The sequence below is a fragment of the Corynebacterium sp. J010B-136 genome (assembly GCF_002967075.1).
Taxonomy (GTDB): domain Bacteria; phylum Actinomycetota; class Actinomycetes; order Mycobacteriales; family Mycobacteriaceae; genus Corynebacterium.
This window is the reverse complement of record NZ_PUGE01000002.1, coordinates 1-17976: the sequence shown is the minus strand read 5'-3', so window position 1 is coordinate 17976 and position 17976 is coordinate 1. Positions and strand designations below refer to the sequence as shown.

The window sequence follows — 17976 nt, the reverse complement described above, 5'->3', positions numbered from 1 at the left end:
CCTAGAGTTTTTCCATAGGCAGGCCTCCCACGAGCATGAGCCTGACCTTGCCTGCGGAACCAAAGTCGATGGTTACAGTCGATCGCAGACCTGAACCATCGGCAGCGATGACCGTGCCCAGGCCATATTTGGCGTGGTTGACGCGGTCGCCCACAACTAAATCCAAATTCTTGTTCTTAGACATCGAGCTTTCCGAAGCCTTAGAAGAGCGAGTTCGCTGCGAAGGGGATGTCGCGGCGGAGCGTGAACTACGGCCCCACCCGGACCAGCTCGAGTCATAAGAACGACCGTAAGAATAAGAATCATCGTAGTCCCACGCAGAGCCCATTGAGCTTTGCGGTTCTTCACGGCGCCAGTCGATGAGATCCTCTGGGATCTCGCCGAGGAAGCGGCTGGCCGGATTCGTCATGGGGTTGCCCCAGGACGAGCGAAGAATCGCACGAGTGAGATACAGCTCTTCGCGGGCACGAGTGATTCCCACATACGCCAAGCGGCGTTCCTCACTGAGCTCCTTCGGGTCACCGAGGGAGCGCATGTGTGGAAACTGTCCCTCCTCCCAACCGGTGAGGAATACAACCGGGAATTCCAAGCCTTTCGCAGTATGCAAAGTCATCAGGGTGACTACGCCGGATTCATTTTCAGGAATCTGATCTGCATCAGCAACCAAAGAAACCTTCTCCAAGAAGGCCTGCAGTGAGCCTGGTGCCGCCTCTCCCTCACTAAGTTCAGGGGCAGCATCAATATCTGAATCAGATCCGTCAAAAGCCAATTGGTTCGCTGCTTCGGAAGAAAATTCACGTGCCACCGAAACCAATTCGTTGAGGTTGTCTAAACGCGCTCCATCTTGCGGGTCATTAGATGCTTCCAATTCCGCTTTATAGCCGGTGGCATCCAAAATAGCGCTGACTAATTCACCCAAATCCGGCTGTTTAGTGACGTCATTTATCATCGCGGGAATTTGCTCCCGGATTCCAGACATCATGTCATTGAATTTGGTCACCGCATTAACAGCACGGGTCCCCAGCCCTGGGACTTCTCCCTGTTCAGCAAAATAAAGTGCCTTACCAAAGCTGATATTGAGGTTATCGGCATGCGTGGCAATCTGCGCCTGTGCCTTATCACCGATAGCGCGCTTGGGCACGTTGATAATCCGGCGCAGACTTACTGAGTCATCTGGGTTATCCATGATCCGCAGGTATGCGATGATGTCACGGATTTCGCGACGCTCGTAAAACCTAGTTCCGCCAACGACCTTGTACGGAATGCCGGAGCGCACAAAGATATCTTCCAAAGCGCGCGAAGCATTATTGGTGCGGTACATGATCGCGATATCGGAATAGTTGCGGCCCTTATCCGCCAAAGCGTCGATTTCTGAGGCGATAAAGCGTGCTTCATCGTGCTCATTATCGGCGACGTAGCCGATGATCTTCTCGCCCTCACCGTGGTCCGTCCACAGGTTTTTCTTACGGCGGTTTTCGTTTTGCGCGATCACCGCGTTGGCGGCACTCAAAATGGTTTGGGTGGAACGGTAGTTTTGCTCGAGCAAAATTGTGCGTGCCCCCGGATAGTCACGCTCAAAGTCCTCAATATTGCGGATGGTTGCACCGCGGAAGGCATAAATCGATTGATCTGAATCGCCCACAACACACAATTCAGGGCCCTTTTCTTGATCATCTCCCACCAATGCCGCAACCAGTGAGTACTGCGCGTGGTTGGTGTCCTGGTACTCGTCAATAAGCACGTGCTTAAACCTGCGGCGGTAAAAGTCAACCACCTGCGGGTGCTGAACAAAGATACGCACGACTTCACCAATGAGGTCATCAAAGTCAACGGCATTCGCAGCTCGCAGGCGGCGCTGATACTCCTCGAAGACCTGCGCTACCGTAAGCGTAAATGGGTTCTTGGTCTTCTCTGCTTCTGCCAAAGCAGACTCAGGTGAAGTCAGCTCATTTTTGAGATTAGAGATCTGATTCGCCAACACACGCGAGGTGAACTTCTTGATATCCAGCTGCATGTCTTTAGCAATCATCGTCAACAAGCGGCGGGAATCATCACCATCATAAATGGTGAAATTCGTATTGAGGCCAGGAACAAGTTGGGCCTGCTGACGCAAAATACGCACACAAATCGAGTGGAAAGTAGCCACCCACATGCGCTCAGCAACAGGACCTACCAGCTGGCCGACGCGCTCTTTCATTTCCGCTGCGGCCTTATTGGTAAAGGTAATAGCTAAAATTTCCCATGGAGCAACTCCCCTATTGCCCATGAGATACGCAATACGGCGGGTCAGCACCGCGGTCTTACCAGAGCCCGCACCAGCAATAATCAGCAGTGGCAAACCAGAATGCTCAACGGCTTCAACCTGTTGCGGATTAAGACCATCGACTAGCTTTTCGGCCGAGACATTGATCTGCGGCCGCGCGCGATGCTGCCCTGCGTTGCTTCCGACCGTGCTAAACGGCGAAGGATTAGAAAAGCCGCTGCCTGCTCCGCCGAAAGGATTCGCTGCGGCATTGCCGGATGCAGGTGCGAAAGGATTGCGGCGAGCTTCCGCGCCTGCCTGCGTCATGTGAGAATCACGAAAAAGATCGCCAGCATCCTCCGGCGGTAGGTCAGCTTCTTCGGGTGGAGCAAATTCGGGTTCAGGTTCTAAAGGTGGAAGTGGAAGCTGATCAAAGTCAGTAATTTGTTCTTGTTTGTCGTTTCTATTTTCATCGCTGCGCATAATAACTTCCAACCTACCTCTTGCATCGGACACTACTTGTGTCCAAACCCATGCCAAGACCACGAGCGGCGCTTAGCCTGAGTCAATGATTCCAGTTTCTCTTACTTAGTGGCACAATAATAAAGCTATGGACACCTCTTCTGAATCTGGCCGTACTGACGCTAGCAATAATCAGTCCCAGGACGAACTCGTGGGAGAAAATATGGATTTCAACCCTGCTGGAGACAACGCGGATATTCGCATGCCTTCAGGCACTGATGACCCATTGTCTGATGCTGAGATTCAGAAGTATCGCGAAGAAATCAACCGCATGGATCGCACGATCTTAGAAGCCATCAAACGTCGCACGAAGGTTTCCCAAGCAATTGGCAAGACCCGCATGGGCTCCGGCGGCACCCGTTTAGTGCACACCCGTGAGATTTCTATTTTGAACCAGTTCCGTGATGAGCTCGGCGAAGAAGGTCCCGCCATCGCCTCTGCGCTATTGCGCATGGGCCGCGGCAAGCTCGGCTGAGCACTTCTGGGTCGCTCATACGACACCAGTCTTATGGGGTAGCGCTTTTAAAGCGCTACCCCAACTCTATGCATTCATAGGGTGTGGACCACTTCCCCATCTTGCTGGGATAAGAATCACGTTTTTGCAGGCAATCCTAATTTTTTATAAAAGGACCCTGCTAATACCCTGATTAATTATGAATGCTGTCTTAATTGCTGTGGTGGTCATGCTCGTGCTGGCCCTAGTGCGCGTGCATGTCGTCGTCGCAATGTTTCTTGGTTCGCTTGTCGGAGGTCTGCTCGCAGGCATGGGACTAGACGGCACCATGCTTGCCTTCCAAGATGGCCTTGGCGGTGGCGCCAAAATCGCGTTGAGCTACGCCCTGCTCGGCGCTTTTGCCATGGGTGTGGCTTCGACAGGCTTGCCCCAAATCTTGGCGAATCTCCTGCTTGCCCGAGTTAATGCGACCAAATCCAAAGTATCTCAGTTTGCTACTGCAGGCGGCGCAGGCGACATTGATGCCGAGGAAGATCCAGCGGATCCGATCGTGCACAATGCCAGCCAGAAGGCAGTAACCACGACAAAGTATCTCATCGTGGCAGGTCTGCTCGCGATGGCCATTATGAGCCAGAACGTAATCCCGGTTCACATTGCTTTCATCCCGCTCATTGTTCCCCCACTGCTCACGGTCTTTAACAAGCTCGGCATTGACCGCCGCCTGATTGCTTCCGTGCTGACTTTCGGTTTGGTCACCACCTACATGTTTGTGCCCGTAGGTTTCGGCTCCATTTTCTTGAACGACATCTTGTTGTTCAACATCAATGAGGCGGGCTTGGACACCTCCGGCATCAACATCATGCAGGTCATGGCTATCCCTGCAGCAGGCATGGTGGCGGGTCTGCTCATTGCTGTATTCATCAGCTACCGCAAGCCACGTGTCTACGAAGATCGTCCTTTGGCTGAAGAGCCGGACAGTCAGGAAGTTTCTTCCTACAAGGTGCGCGTTGCACTGATTGCTATCGTCGCAACCTTCGTGGTTCAGGTTGCCATGCAGGCTATGAGCTTTGAAGCCGATGGCCTGTTAGTCGGTGCCCTAGTTGGTCTGGCTATCTTGTTGCTCACCGGCGCTGTGGAGTGGAAGAAGGCCGATGACGTATTTTCTTCCGGTATGAAGATGATGGCGCTCATTGGCTTCATCATGATTACCGCGCAAGGTTTTGCAGCTGTTATGACCGAGACCGGTGAGGTCGAAGCGCTAGTCGACGACGTGACGTCCATCTTCGGCGATAATCAGGCAGCCGCGGCCGCAGCAATGCTGATTGTCGGCCTCATCGTCACCATGGGCATTGGCTCTTCCTTCTCTACCCTGCCAATCATCACCGTGATTTTCGTTCCACTGTGCATGTCTTTGGGCTTTTCCACCATGGCAACCGTCGCTATCATCGGCACCGCCGGCGCTCTTGGCGATGCAGGCTCACCTGCCTCGGACTCCACGCTGGGCCCAACAGCAGGCTTGAATGCTGATGGTCAACACGACCACATTCGTGATTCGGTCATTCCGACCTTCATTCACTACAACATTCCGTTGCTGATCGCCGGCTGGATTGCAGCTTTGGTTCTCTAACACCACGCACCATTTAGAATTTTCTTTCGCGGTTTCTCCCAAATTTTGTGGAGAAGCCGCATTTATTTTGCCCCTTAAACTAATATTTTGACTAGTTTAGGAAGTGGCTAGGTTACCTATCTCACCCCTACTTCAGCTCGTTTACCGCTGGTAATTGAAAGGTCAATCATGGAAATCACGCAACAACCTGCATGGGCAAAGCTTCAGCAACTCTTTGAAGCCAAGAAGGAAACGACGCTTCGACAGCTTTTTGCTGCCGATGCCACCCGTGCTTCGGCTTTAACTTTCGATGCTGCAGGGCTGCATGTCGACCTTTCAAAAAATCTCATCGATTCCGAGGTAGTTGCAGCGTTAGTAGAACTGGCTGAGCAAGCAGGGGTTGAAGCACGCCGCGCAGACATGTTTAGCGGTAAGCACATCAACACCACCGAAGACCGCGCCGTGCTGCATACCGCGTTGCGCCTTCCGGTCGAAGATGACCTGGTGGTCGATGCTCAAGATGTCGCTGCCGATGTTCACGAAGTACTCGGTCGCATGCGTGATTTCGCAACCGCTTTGCGTTCGGGAAAGTGGCTGGGGCATACCGGCCACACCATCAAAAAAGTCGTCAACATCGGCATCGGCGGTTCTGATTTGGGGCCTGCGATGGCAGCCCAGGCGCTGCGCAGCTATGAAGTTGCAGGAATTTCTGCAGAGTTCGTCTCCAATGTAGACCCAGCGGATTTGGCAAAGACTTTGGATGGACTCGATGCCGGCTCCACTCTTTTCATCATTGCTTCCAAGACTTTTACCACGCAGGAAACTTTGGCTAACGCCCACGCTGCTCGTCGTTGGATGCTGGAGCAATTCGATGGTGATGAATCTGCCATCGCCAAGCACTTTGTTGCGGTATCGACCAACGCCGAAAAGGTGGCAGAATTCGGCATTGACACTCAGAACATGTTTGGGTTCTGGAACTGGGTCGGCGGACGTTACTCTGTCGATGCAGCCATTGGCTTGTCGCTGATGTGCACCATTGGCCCGCTAGATTTCATGCGTTTCCTCGAAGGCTTCCACGCCATGGATGAGCACTTCCGCACTACGCCGCTGGAATCTAATGTTCCAGCACTCATGGCGCTGCTGAGCGTCTGGTACACCAATTTTTACGGTGCACAATCTCACGCCGTGCTTCCCTACTCTGAAGATCTGGGCCGCTTCCCTGCTTACCTGCAGCAGCTGACGATGGAATCTAACGGCAAGTCCGTGCACCACGACGGTTCTGCAGTGGCAACCACCACCAGCCCAATTTACTGGGGTGAGCCTGGAACCAATGGCCAGCATGCTTTCTTCCAGCTACTGCACCAGGGCACGCACTTAGTTCCGGCTGATTTCATTGGCTTTGCCCGCCCGAAGGAAGATTTCCCCACTGCCGATGGCACAGGCTCCATGCATGATCTGCTCATGGGCAATCTCTTCGCTCAAACCAAGGTGCTGGCTTTTGGCAAGACCGCAGAAGAAATTGCCAGCGAAGGCATCGCAGAAGAACTCGTGGCCCACAAAGTCATGCCGGGCAATCGCCCCACCACCACTATCTTGGCCGAAGAGCTCACCCCTGCTGCATTGGGCAGCTTGATTGCGCTTTACGAACACATCGTGTTTGTCGAAGGTGTTATTTGGGATATCAACTCCTTTGACCAATGGGGCGTGGAACTTGGAAAACAGCAAGCTAATGACTTAGCACCTGCGGTTTCAGGAAAGGCTGAGATCAACACGGGGGATGAATCGACCGATGCGCTGATCTCCTGGTTTCTTAAGCACCGTTAATTAACAGAATTCACGCAGGAAACATCCAGTCGCTGGCCACGGCCAGTTCATACTTCTTGGGCACAATAGAGCAGTTAACGTGAGTCCAGAAGGAAACGGATAAACATCGTGCAAGGAATAATCGAGTGGATTATCCAGTTAATGGAAATCCTCGGCGCCCCCGGCGTTGGCATCGCTATTTTATTGGAGAACCTCTTTCCACCAATCCCTTCTGAAGTAGTGCTGCCGCTGGCCGGGTTTACTATCTCACAGGGCAACCTAGGTTTCTGGCCCACCTTTATTTGGGCTACTGTCGGCTCCATCTTGGGCGCCTGGGCACTGTACGGCATTGGCGCGTGGATTGGCGCAGAGCGTCTACGCAAGATTGCGGACTGGATGTGGCTGGTTGAAGCAAGTGACGTTGATGGCGCTTTATACTGGTTTGATAAATACGGCCCGGCCTCGGTCTTTTTCGGCCGTTTCATCCCCGGTATTCGCTCGCTCATTTCCATCCCCGCGGGCATTGACCGGCTTAATCCGATTAAGTTCACGCTCTGGACGGCCATAGGTTCAGCTGGTTGGAACGCGACTCTCATCTGGTTAGGGATGTGGCTGGGTCAGTCATATACGTTGGTCGCTGACTATATCGATCAGTACTCCACCGTCATTTATGCCCTTATTGCCCTAGCGATCATCGTGGTTTTGGTACTGCTCATCCGCCGGAGCCAAAAGCGTAAGGCAGCCACCCGCGACACCACCACAGTTTCCAAGCAGTCACAGCAAGCCGATGCTTCGCAGGTTTCCGATGCTCCCGGCGTCAGCTCGTCTTCGCGCACCAAAGATTAACACCGCAACAATATACAAAAAGTTAAAAACAGCGCCGCGCACTCTCCCATTTTCTTGGAGGGCGCGCGGCGCTGTCGTTGCGCCTGCGGGCTTAGAGCTTAACCATTGGCTCGTAGCCGAAAGGAATGCGATCCGATGGCACGATGCTGCGTCCGAATGGGAAGCAGGTCACCGGAATCATCTTGATATTGGCAATCGCTAGCGGAATACCGACGATGGTGACGGCTTGGCCAGCTGCGGTAACGACGTGGCCAATCGCCAGCCACAGACCGGCGACGAGGAACCAGATGAGGTTACCGATGGCAGAAAATCCGCCAGTTCCCTTAGTCGGCTGCACAACGCTGCGACCAAATGGCCACAGCGCGTAGCTGGCCATGCGGAAACTAGCCACACCCGCGGGGATAGTCACAACAAGGATGCATGCAATAACACCGGCAAGGAAATACCCCGCCGCTAGAAAGAAGCCACCGAAGATAAACCAGATGATGTTCAGGATAGTTTTCATAGAACCTAACCTAGTCGACATCACCGACATTGACATCAGGGTTTACCTCCATTTTTAGACTGTCGCCAAAACTTAAGATTTGGTAGTCGGACAATCTAATCGCGATGCACCATCAAAGACGTTCACAGCCATCTACAGGAACTCACAGATAGTCACATCCCTTTAGTTTCCTTGACTTTGCAACTATTCGGCTTATAGTCAATCGAAAGTAGTATTTGGGGCTCAAAGGGGGAACCTGTGTTTCGGCATGCAAAAGTGCTCCCCAAGGCACAAACCGTCGTTGAGGATAAACGCAACCGAGCAAAGGATGGCAATGCGATTTGTTTTATTAGCACTAGAACTTGCAGCACTAGTGGTTACCAGCGTTTGTTTCGTCATGGGGTTCAATAAAATGCATGGCGCTCAAATGACGCTCCACGCAGGTGCTGATGGTGCACTAACCGATGAAGCCCTTCGTCTTATAGAGCAAGCACACTCGATGTTTACGATAGCGGCTATATGCGGAGGAATCTTTGTAGTGTTATTTATCATCCGGCTTATCCGCAACACAGTTGCGCAAGAATTCCGCTACACCAAGTCAATGAACAAAGCACACGCCGTACTCTAAGTTTCTCTATGTGGTTGGCAGTGTGGGCAGACCCAGATGATGCGCTCTAGCTCGCCTTCTTCACCGCCGGCGTCGGGGCCGCCGAGTCTGTCTGTGTAGATGGCGGTGCCGCAGCGTCGGCAACGCTTGTGGTTTCGTCCAAAGACATAGGTGGTCTCCCCGGCGCGCCGCACGCCGGTGGTCACGCGCACGGGGGAATTTCTATTCGCCCACATGATGCGGTGGGAGATGTCCACGATCTTTTCTACTAGCTCAGGCCCGATGGCTGCCACAGAGTCACTGGGGTGGATGCCGGCGATGAAGCAGGCTTCGGCGCGGTACTCGTTGCCAATGCCCGCGATATTCTTTTGATCCAGCAATGCAGCACCAATTGATCGCTGCGGCCGAGCAAGGATTCGGCCGATAGCTTCATCACGGCCATCTGTCTCCCATTGCTCATCCAAAATATCTGGCCCTAGGTGCTCAATATGGTCGTAGTAGTTCTCAATCGGGTACACATCCACGTTGCCAAGGCTGTGTCCAACCACTTCGATATCACGCGGGCTATTGGCCAGGCGTAAAACTACGCGGGCACTAAACCCAGGCTTGCGCCACTTATCGCCCTCATAATGAATGGACCACTGCCCTTCCATCTTCAGATGGGTGTGCAGAATCTGCTCCCCAAACTGCATGAATAGATGCTTGCCATAGGGCCAGACATTTTCGCAATAGTCGCCAGTAAACGTGGCCGTGGCATAGCGCGGAACTCGGATGGAGGTATAGGTGACTTCGCGGCCGACCATGAACTGCATCTTGTTGGACAGCTGTAAGACTGAATCGCCTTCTGGCATTATCGCCTTCCTCTTCCTCGTGGCGGCTGCGGTCCCCGACGCGGACGCATCGGTCCGGAGCGTCGCTGTTGTGGCGGTTCTTCCGTCGGCGGGTCATCAAAGCTGAGCTCGTCTAGAGCCTCGTTGATGCTTCTGCCCCGCCGTGGACTCGGCAATTCGGTGTCCTGCTCAGCGTCTACATCCCATTCGAAGGTACCGGGCGCATTCGTCGTGCCTTGTTCTCTCCCCGTGCCCGGCGCGTTGGGTACGCGAGGGGCGACGGACTTGGTGGCAAGGCGGATACCGCGCGGGCTGATGCCGGCGCCCAGGGCGCGAAGTTGGTTCGCGATTGTGGAGTCGAAGATGGAAGCACCGTTGGCTTTTTCGATGACTAAGGGGCTCAGGCGCCCGGTAGAAATTAGTGCCATGAGCGCGCGGTAGACATATTCGAGTGCTTGGGCGTGGTCGATACCTTCGGGAAGCTGGTCAAAGAAGGTCGTGAGCGTCTTGCCGCCGCGGGTGAGGTGGGCTGCGCAGAGGCCATCGATAAGCACGACGAGTGCACCGGCGGCACGCGATGGTCCTTGCTGCGGCCATGGCAAAGCAGCGCCGTAGGGGTTGGCGGGGTCGCAGGCGGCCAGCACCACGGTATCGGGCGTGGTGGTGCCGGAGGGCCAGCCGGTGATGTCCGGGGAATCACTCAACCCACGCAGGCGGTCAATAACCGCAGGAGTGGAAAATTGCGCAGCGCCGAGTCCTTCAATGACGTATCCGCGCATGGCTTTGCCGGATTCCTCAAAGCCGGATAGAACCTTATAGGCCAGGGCGAAGCCGCCGAGGACGTCTTCAGAGACCACCGAGCCGCGGGTGACCACGCCATAGCGATCCAGCCAGGCTTCGCCCTGGGCGGCAGAGCGCGCCGTGGCATCGTGCGATGCCGGGATGGTCAATGCCCAGCGGCCATTCATATCCGGCGGGGTCGGGTTAGCGCGTTGGGTTTGTGCGAAAGAGGTACGTCCCATGCGCAGGCGGGAGCGCTGCGGGCGACGCTTTTGCCTATGTGCCGTGCGCCCGGAACCGTGCGCGGACAAACGCGTGCGGATGGGTGCGAAAGAATCAGGGCTGACAAGGCCCATCTCTACTAGTCCCCAGATCGCTTCCCGTACATGTTCCGTGGTGGGAGCATCGCTGCCCGCGCCGACGCCCACGTCTAAACCACGTTCATTAGAGATGGAGGTATCGCGGTAGATATCAGCAAACAGGAATCCACCGCCGCGCGAGAGCAATGCCAAGGTAGATTCTTGTAATCCAGTAAGGCCGGAGATTTCCTCATCCTGGATGGGGACAAGACCCGCGGCGTAATCGGCAGGAAGCAGCATCACCCAGGGATCAGAGGAACCGGCTTTGCCCGCGCCGACGATGAGCACTTCGCCATTAGCAGTTAGCTCATCGAGCATGATCGGTGAATAGTCGCCAACGCGGGATGGCAGCACCATTGATTCCCAGGCCGATGCCGGCAGGCGCACCCCAGTGAGCTGTTCGAGTACGGCATAGACACCATCGGCACCGCGCAAGGTGGGTCGACGCATATTGCCGGTAGCACCTTCAATAACTGGCGCGACGTTATTCCAGTCCGGCAAGAAGCGGCCAAAAGTCGCAGCTGAAACCGGTTCGGTTTGCGCACGTGCTCGTGCCAAAGAGCGGGAGCGAATAACGCGCAGGACCTCGTTGGCACAGTACTCGACTTCATCCACGCCTTGGCGGTAGTGGCCTTCGATGACAGAGTCCATGCGTTCGATGGTGGAATGCGCGATGGATACGGAGAGGGAGAAGGCATCGGCAAGCTCCCGCAGCACAAACGGACCTCTGGTGCGTGCCCAGCGTGATACCAGCTGGTCGAGTGCATCGGTAATCGTTTCTACCTGCGCGGGGATACCTGGTGGAACAGGGATTCCGAGACCATCGCGAAGCAAGGCGGCATCTTGGGATTGGGCTAGGTGCATGCGCCCGCCGATGCGTACCTCCATGATGCGATGGCCGAGTTGCTGGTGCAGGGTTTGCAGCGGCACGTCGGTGTGCTCCCCCAAAGAATCCACTGGGACAGGACCGATGACTCGCAACATATCGGCGACCTGCTCGCTAGTCTGCGGGCGCCGGGTCGCGTCGGTGCGCTGTAGCTGCGCATGGACCTCAGCAATGATCTCGGGCTCTAGAAGCTCACGCAACTCGACTGTGCCTAATAACTTGGCCAACAACGCCGGGTCCAGGGCAAGTGCTGCCGCGCGTTTTTCGGCCAGCGGGCTATCGCCCTCGTACATAAATGCGCCGGTGTAGTTAAACAACAACGAGGATGCAAAAGGCGAAGGCTGCTCCGTGGTAACTTCCGCGATACGCACTTTGCGATGCGCTATATTTCGGGTGACCTCGACGAGGCTTGGCACATCGTAGACGTCTTGGAGACACTCGCGCACCGTTTCCAAAATGATGGGGAAAGACGGATACTTCCGCGCCACGTCCAAGAGCTGCTCAGCGCGCTGGCGCTGCTGCCACAACGGCGCGCGCTTGCCCGGATTGCGTTTGGGCAATAACAAAGCACGCGCCGCACACTCACGAAACCGCGAGGCAAACAGCGCTGAGCCGCCGACTTGCTCGGTGACGATATCTTCAATCTCATCCGGGTCGAAGGCAAAGATCGACGCGTCCGGCTCCGCCTCCCCTTCCGGCAGGCGCAGCACGATGCCATCATCTCCGGCCACCGCCTGAGCGTCCATCCCGGTGCGCTCGGCGATGCGCGCGCCAATCGCCAACGCCCACGGCGCATTGACTCCGCGGCCAAAGGGCGAGTGCAACACGATGCGCCAGTCCCCTAGCTCATCTTTAAACCGTTCCATCACCAAGGTCGATTCATCCGGAATCGAGCCCGTGGCCTCATATTGCTCGTGCAAAAAGGCGCGCAGGTTATCCTTCGCCCACGCATCAGTATGGGTAATTAGCTCCGGATTCGCGTGCGCTTCACGGCGAAACGCACCGATGGCTTGGCCTAATTCATAAGGCCTACCAGCGGAATCACCCGACCAAAACGGCAAGCGGCCCGTATGCCCCGGGGCCGGGGTGACTATGACCTGATCGCGGGTGATGTCCTCAATCCGCCACGAGGACGCACCAAGGGTAAACACATCGCCAACGCGCGATTCATAGACCATCTCTTCATCGAGTTCACCCACGCGCCGCGGGGCACCCTCACCACCGGCGATGAACACACCAAACATGCCGCGGTCCGGAATCGTGCCCGCATTAGTCACCGCCACCCGTTGCGCGCCGGGCCGCGCGGTCATCACACCGGTAATCCGGTCATAGACCACGCGTGGGCGCAGCTCCGCAAAATCGGTCGACGGGTACACACCAGAGACCAAGTCAATGACAGAGTCAAAAACCTCTCGCGCCAAATCGCGGTACTGCCAGGCCCGGGTGACGGTGTCATACCAGTCATCGGCGGTTAAGCCCTCCGGGGCAGCAGCTACCGCGGCGACGGTATGCTGCGCCAACACGTCCAACGGGTTGGTGGGGATATGCAGCTTTTCGATGCCCCCTTCCACCATCTTCTGCACCACCACCGTGGTCTGCAGAAGGTCAGCCCTGTGCTTGGGGTAGAAAGAGCCATGACTAGTAGCACCGACGACGTGCCCGGCGCGCCCGATGCGCTGCAAACCAGAGGCCACCGCCGGTGGGGATTCCACCTGGATGACAAGTTCTACCGCACCCATATCGATGCCCAGTTCCAAAGAACTCGTGGACACCACGGCACGCAGCGCACCTTCTTTGAGCATGGTCTCAGTCATCGCGCGCTCATCTTTAGACACCGAACCGTGATGCGCTCGCGCAATGACTGCCGGCGCTTTGCCAGCAACATCCACAGCCTTCATCAGCTGCGCTGGGTCGCGCCGCAGCTCCGGCGACAACGATTCCGGGTCATGAATTGACGCCCAGATTTCATTCAGTCTGGAGGTCAGGCGCTCTGCGGTGCGCCGCGAGTTCACAAAGACCAGCGTCGAGCGATGCTCCATCACTTGGTCGTAGACGGCCTGCTCAATGAAAGGCCAAATAGAGCTCGCCACCGGCAGGGCCGATTCGGTAATCCCCAATGGATCATCCACCGTCATCTCACCGATAGTGGAACCTTGCTCCGGCGTGGGCAGATCTGACATGTCCTCGACTGGGACGTGGATATCCAACTGCCACTTCTTCTTCGCTGGCGGCGCAATAATCTCCACCGGCCGCCCACCACCAAGAAAGTTCGCAACGGTTTCCAGCGGACGCACCGTGGCAGACAAACCGATGCGCTGAAACTCCCCTGCTACCTTTGCTAGGCGCTCCATGGTCAACGCCATGTGCACCCCGCGCTTAGAGCCAGCAATCGCATGGATTTCATCAATGATGACTGTCTCCACCGACGCCAAAATGCCCGCGGCCTTAGACGTCAGCATCAAATATGCCGATTCCGGCGTGGTGATTAAAACATCAGGTGGTTTGCGTAGCTGCCGGTTGCGCTCCGACTGCGGGGTATCACCAGAGCGCACGCCAATAGAAATATCCGGCTCGTCCACTCCTAGGCGCTGCGCCACGCGTGAGATACCCGCCAACGGCACCCGCAGGTTGCGCTCAATATCCACGCCCAAAGCTTTCAGCGGCGAAATGTAGAGCACCTTCACGCCACTGGCTCTCGATGAGCCAGCGGCAGAAAAATCGACACCACTTTTAGAACTAGACGATCCGCCCCCGTCATTTCCTGCAGACAACGGTAATGACGTTTGGCCTTCGCGCTCAATCAGATTGTTCAGCGCCCACAAGAATGCAGCCAGGGTTTTACCCGAACCGGTCGGTGCCACCAGCAAAGCATGATTGCCTTGGGAAATAGCATCCCAAGACTGGGCTTGGACGGCGGTTGGTTCGGTGAAAACATCCTCGAACCATCCAGCAACAGCTGGCTTGAAGCGCGACAGAATGTTTTTGGCCATGCCTTACTTTATCGCGATGGGTAGTCTTAGGAACTATGACAGTCCAGCTCTCTGATGCTCGCTTGACCAATATGATCGCTGAAGGTTGCGGCGAGATTCTAAAAGGTGTCCGTAAAGGCGGCCTTTTGCGCGGCCGCGCCCTAGGAGACGCTGGTGATGAACTAGCCCAATCGTGGATCTCCCGCGTCCTAGAACAACACCGCCCCAACGACGGATTCTTATCCGAAGAAGCCGTGGATGACCTAGACCGGCTGGGTAAAGAGCGCGTGTGGATTGTCGATCCACTCGATGGCACCAAAGAATTTGCCACCGGCCGCCAGGACTGGGCGGTGCACATCGCACTTGTTATCGACGGAATCCCCAAGCACGCCGCGGTGGGTCTGCCAGACTTAGGCGTTACTTTTAAGTCCTCGGATGTACGCGCTGTGCAAGGACCACTGTCGAAGAAATTCGTGGTCTCGCGCAACCGCCCACCCAAGGTCGCGGAATACATCACGCAGCAAATGGGCTACGACGCAGTCGGAATCGGCTCCGCAGGCGCTAAGGCCATGCACGTCCTTTTGGGCGATTATGACGGCTATATCCACGCCGGCGGACAATACGAGTGGGACCAAGCAGCCCCAGTCGGTGTGGCCTTAGCCTCAGGCCTGCACTGCTCACGTCTCGATGGCAGCCCCATCACTTTCAACCACGAAGACACCTACATCCCCGATTTAGTGGTGTGCCGTCCAGAATTGGCCGATGAAATCCTAGAGCACGCAGCGAAATTCGCAGCAGATAACCCAGGCTTTTAGCCGCTGGTTTTCGCGGTGATTAGGCCGAATGACTAAATTCGCCTCATCCCCTAAACTAAGCGGCATGACTAACGCCGCTTCCATCCCAACTCCATATGAAGAGCTTTTAAAAAACGTCCTCGACAACGGTGCTCAAAAATCCGACCGCACCGGCACCGGAACGCGGTCGCTTTTCGGACATCAGCTGCGTTATGACTTAAGCAAGTCTTTTCCACTGCTGACCACCAAGAAGGTTTATTTCCACGGTGTTATCGGCGAGCTGCTGTGGTTCTTGCGCGGGGAATCCAACGTGTCTTGGCTGCAGGAAAACAAGATCCGCATCTGGAACGAGTGGGCTGATGACAACGGCGAGCTGGGCCCTGTCTACGGCGTGCAGTGGCGCTCTTGGCCTACCCCAGATGGCCAGCACATTGACCAGATCCAGACGGTAATGGATCAGCTCAAGAATAACCCTGATTCGCGCCGCATCCTGGTCTCTGCGTGGAATGTTTCTGAGCTAGACAAGATGGCACTGATGCCATGCCACTTGCTCTTCCAGCTCTATGTTGCCGAAGGCAAGCTATCGATGCAGGTCTACCAGCGCTCCGCTGACATGTTTTTGGGAGTTCCATTCAACATTGCTTCCTACGCCGCACTGACCCATATGTTTGCCCAGCAGGCAGACCTGGAAGTCGGTGAACTCATCTGGACCGGTGGCGATGTGCACATCTACAATAACCACGTTGAGCAGGTCAAAGAGCAGCTCTCCCGTGAGCCACGCGAATACCCACAGCTGAAGTTGAAGAAGGCAAAGAGCATCTTTGACTACAGCTTCGAGGACTTTGAGGTAGAAGGTTATGACCCACACCCAGCTATCAAAGCGCCAGTGTCGGTCTAGGATAAAACCATGAGCTTTCTTGGTGCGATTTGGGCACAGTCCTTGGATGGAATCATCGGCGACGGCAGACAAATGCCGTGGCACGTGCCAGAAGATCTAGCTCATTTTAAAGAAGTCACCTTGGGCAGCCCGGTCATTATGGGACGCAATACGTGGGAGTCACTTCCTGAGAAATTCCGTCCACTCCCCGGGCGTGAGAACTTTGTGCTTTCAACGCGTGAGCCTGGCCAGTGGTCTAACGGCGCGACGGTCTTAAACCGCTTGCCGGAGTTGACCGAAGGATGGATCATGGGCGGTGGCAAGCTGTATGCCTCGACTTTAGAGCAGATGGATGTCCTGGAGGTAACTCTTATGGATGTCAATGTTGCCGACGCATATGGCGATGATGCCGTCTTTGCGCCCTACATTCCTGAGACTTTTAGCCAGACTTCTGATTCCGGATGGCAGACCTCAGCAAAAGGCCATCTGACCATTCCGAATCAGCCGGCGAGCGAGCTGCCCATTAAGTATCGATTTATTAGTTATGAACGAAAGGACGCTGCCTAAAAATGGCAATCGCAACTCCTAAAACTACCGAACACGTCACTGTTTTCTTCGCTGACTGGTGCCCATTTTGCGCCCGTCTGCGCTCAGACTTAGACCAGTCGCAAACCCCTTATGCGGCCGTTGACGTCGATAATGGCGCAGAAGGTAATGACGAGCTCAATGAGTGGATTAAGTCCGTTAATAACGGCAACCGCGTGGTTCCCACCGTGCTGTACTCCGATGGCACCCACGCCACCAACCCACCGGCTGCTGACGTGCGCGCAAAGCTCGAGGAGTTGAGTAACTAATTCTCGTCTTCTCCGAAAAGCTCCAACATGTCTTTCGGAGACAGCGTGGTGTTAAGCCCAGCTAGCTCTTTGGAATAGATGGTCTTTAGGTATTCATCTAAAACATCTTTGAGCTGCTGGGCATCAAATTTATTCAGCAGCATGATGCGCTTGGGTTCGCTTCCGCGCACAAGCTTTTCGATGGACAAGGTCTCCACCCCATCTTCCACCGAAACCGTGCGCGCAATAATCTCGCGGCGTTGGACGTCAATAAATTGTGGTTCTACACCGTCAGTATTTTCTTGATGATTCATACTCATCAAACTAGCGCAACGGGGATAGTGATACGCCATATTCTGGCGCTAAACCTCCGTGGCAGACCAACATCACATCCCAGTTTTAGCTCGTGGCTACTACTCGGGTAACCTAGAGATGTTCACAACTGACTTTCGCTGAGTCTTTTTGATTCGCAGTTTGTTGTGAACGGCCCTGCCTTAGTAGCTCAGTGGATAGAGCACGGCTCTCCTAAAGCCGGTGTCGCAGGTTCGACTCCTGTCTAGGGCACCATTGTCCTCAGTCGGTACATAGTTGACACTATGAGTCGAGTGATGGTTGACGGAAAAGCAGTTACTGTTCTGGTGAATGGTGGCTGCTTTTCCGCGTTTTGGTGGTTATGTTTTCCAGAGCGGTTTTTGGTAGTCGCGGGATACATCGATGACGTGTTCTGTGAGTACTTCGTTAGTTTCTTGTTTGGATGTAATGACGTGTTTGTCGACGATGACCATGTCTACGCGTGTTCCGGTGTAGCCTCTGCCGATTCCTAGGTGGTATTGGCGGCCGGCGTAGCGGATGCATACGCGTCCGGCTTTGTCGACGATGTCGGTGCGGATGCGCCATTCGTCTTGTTCTATGTCTCCTGGTGTGGCTTTGGGCAGTGCGTTATAGGCCTCGTATGGGGTGTTGGCTTTAATCGCGCTGTGGGGTCGGATGTGGTTGTAGTGGTGGCGCCATTCGTCGAGGAGTGTTTGTAGTTCTTCGATGCTGCTGGCTGGTGGTCTTTGTTTGAGCCATTTCTTCATGGTTT

At 55.2% G+C, this 17976-nt stretch carries 15 protein-coding genes and 1 tRNA gene; 10 read left to right on the top strand and 6 right to left on the bottom strand.

Annotated elements, in window-relative coordinates; all coding sequences use genetic code 11:
* Position 1: 1 nt before the first annotated feature.
* Positions 2-2725, bottom strand: a complete 2724-nt coding sequence (pcrA, locus tag C5Y44_RS03425) for a DNA helicase PcrA (RefSeq protein WP_105323690.1) — start codon at positions 2723-2725, stop codon at positions 2-4.
* A 202-nt stretch (positions 2726-2927) separates the two neighbouring features.
* Here pcrA and C5Y44_RS03420 point away from each other — a divergent pair, with 202 nt between their 5' ends.
* The 4 genes from C5Y44_RS03420 (at position 2928) to C5Y44_RS03405 (ending at position 7473) form a co-directional block, all read left to right on the top strand.
* Positions 2928-3239 carry a chorismate mutase gene (locus C5Y44_RS03420; RefSeq protein ID WP_066797808.1) on the top strand — a complete coding sequence of 104 codons (312 nt, stop codon included), beginning with the start codon at positions 2928-2930 and terminating at the stop codon, positions 3237-3239.
* A 178-nt stretch (positions 3240-3417) separates the two neighbouring features.
* A complete protein-coding gene (locus C5Y44_RS03415) occupies positions 3418-4845 on the top strand; it encodes a Na+/H+ antiporter family protein (protein WP_105323689.1) in 1428 nt (475 codons plus the stop codon).
* 168 nt (positions 4846-5013) lie between these two features.
* The gene (gene pgi / locus C5Y44_RS03410) at positions 5014-6648 is read left to right on the top strand and encodes a glucose-6-phosphate isomerase (RefSeq protein ID WP_105323688.1); all 1635 of its coding nucleotides are present in this window, start codon (positions 5014-5016) and stop codon (positions 6646-6648) included.
* Between the two features lie 108 nt (positions 6649-6756).
* Positions 6757-7473 carry a DedA family protein gene (locus tag C5Y44_RS03405; RefSeq protein ID WP_199185971.1) on the top strand — a complete coding sequence of 239 codons (717 nt, stop codon included), beginning with the start codon at positions 6757-6759 and terminating at the stop codon, positions 7471-7473.
* 91 nt (positions 7474-7564) lie between these two features.
* Here the strand turns inward: C5Y44_RS03405 and C5Y44_RS03400 are convergent, their stop codons facing one another.
* On the bottom strand, positions 7565-7978 hold the full coding sequence (locus C5Y44_RS03400) for a YccF domain-containing protein (protein WP_105323686.1): 414 nt from the start codon (positions 7976-7978) through the stop codon (positions 7565-7567).
* Positions 7979-8291: 313 nt separating this feature from the next.
* Here C5Y44_RS03400 and C5Y44_RS03395 point away from each other — a divergent pair, with 313 nt between their 5' ends.
* Positions 8292-8585 (top strand): hypothetical protein, encoded by a 294-nt coding sequence (locus tag C5Y44_RS03395; protein ID WP_105323685.1) that lies wholly within the window; start codon positions 8292-8294, stop codon positions 8583-8585.
* Here the strand turns inward: C5Y44_RS03395 and C5Y44_RS03390 are convergent.
* Both C5Y44_RS03390 and C5Y44_RS03385 read right to left on the bottom strand, forming a co-directional pair.
* Entirely contained in the window at positions 8582-9415 is an 834-nt protein-coding gene (locus C5Y44_RS03390) for a DNA-formamidopyrimidine glycosylase family protein (protein WP_105323684.1), read from the bottom strand. The genes C5Y44_RS03395 and C5Y44_RS03390 overlap by 4 nt on opposite strands.
* Positions 9415-14409 (bottom strand): ATP-dependent helicase, encoded by a 4995-nt coding sequence (locus C5Y44_RS03385; protein ID WP_105323683.1) that lies wholly within the window; start codon positions 14407-14409, stop codon positions 9415-9417. The genes C5Y44_RS03390 and C5Y44_RS03385 overlap by 1 nt, the downstream gene beginning before the upstream one ends.
* A gap of 35 nt (positions 14410-14444) precedes the next feature.
* On the opposite strand from C5Y44_RS03385, the gene C5Y44_RS03380 reads away from it, so the two are divergent.
* The 4 genes from C5Y44_RS03380 (at position 14445) to C5Y44_RS03365 (ending at position 16913) form a co-directional block, all read left to right on the top strand.
* Positions 14445-15203, top strand: a complete 759-nt coding sequence (locus tag C5Y44_RS03380) for a 3'(2'),5'-bisphosphate nucleotidase CysQ (RefSeq protein ID WP_105323682.1) — start codon at positions 14445-14447, stop codon at positions 15201-15203.
* 64 nt (positions 15204-15267) lie between these two features.
* Positions 15268-16080: a thymidylate synthase gene (locus C5Y44_RS03375; protein ID WP_105323681.1), complete on the top strand. Its 813-nt coding sequence runs from the start codon at positions 15268-15270 to the stop codon at positions 16078-16080.
* A gap of 9 nt (positions 16081-16089) precedes the next feature.
* On the top strand, positions 16090-16626 hold the full coding sequence (locus C5Y44_RS03370) for a dihydrofolate reductase (protein ID WP_105323680.1): 537 nt from the start codon (positions 16090-16092) through the stop codon (positions 16624-16626).
* A 2-nt stretch (positions 16627-16628) separates the two neighbouring features.
* The gene (locus tag C5Y44_RS03365) at positions 16629-16913 is read left to right on the top strand and encodes a mycoredoxin (RefSeq protein WP_105323679.1); all 285 of its coding nucleotides are present in this window, start codon (positions 16629-16631) and stop codon (positions 16911-16913) included.
* Here C5Y44_RS03365 and C5Y44_RS03360 read toward each other — a convergent pair.
* Positions 16910-17206, bottom strand: coding sequence for a hypothetical protein (locus C5Y44_RS03360; protein WP_105323678.1), 297 nt, complete (start codon positions 17204-17206; stop codon positions 16910-16912). The two genes, C5Y44_RS03365 and C5Y44_RS03360, sit on opposite strands and share 4 nt — an antisense overlap.
* A gap of 177 nt (positions 17207-17383) precedes the next feature.
* On the opposite strand from C5Y44_RS03360, the gene C5Y44_RS03355 reads away from it, so the two are divergent.
* Positions 17384-17459, top strand: a tRNA-Arg gene (locus tag C5Y44_RS03355).
* A gap of 104 nt (positions 17460-17563) precedes the next feature.
* Here the strand turns inward: C5Y44_RS03355 and C5Y44_RS03350 are convergent.
* Positions 17564-17976: integrase core domain-containing protein (locus C5Y44_RS03350; RefSeq protein WP_146108470.1), on the bottom strand; the 413-nt coding region annotated here is incomplete at its 5' end.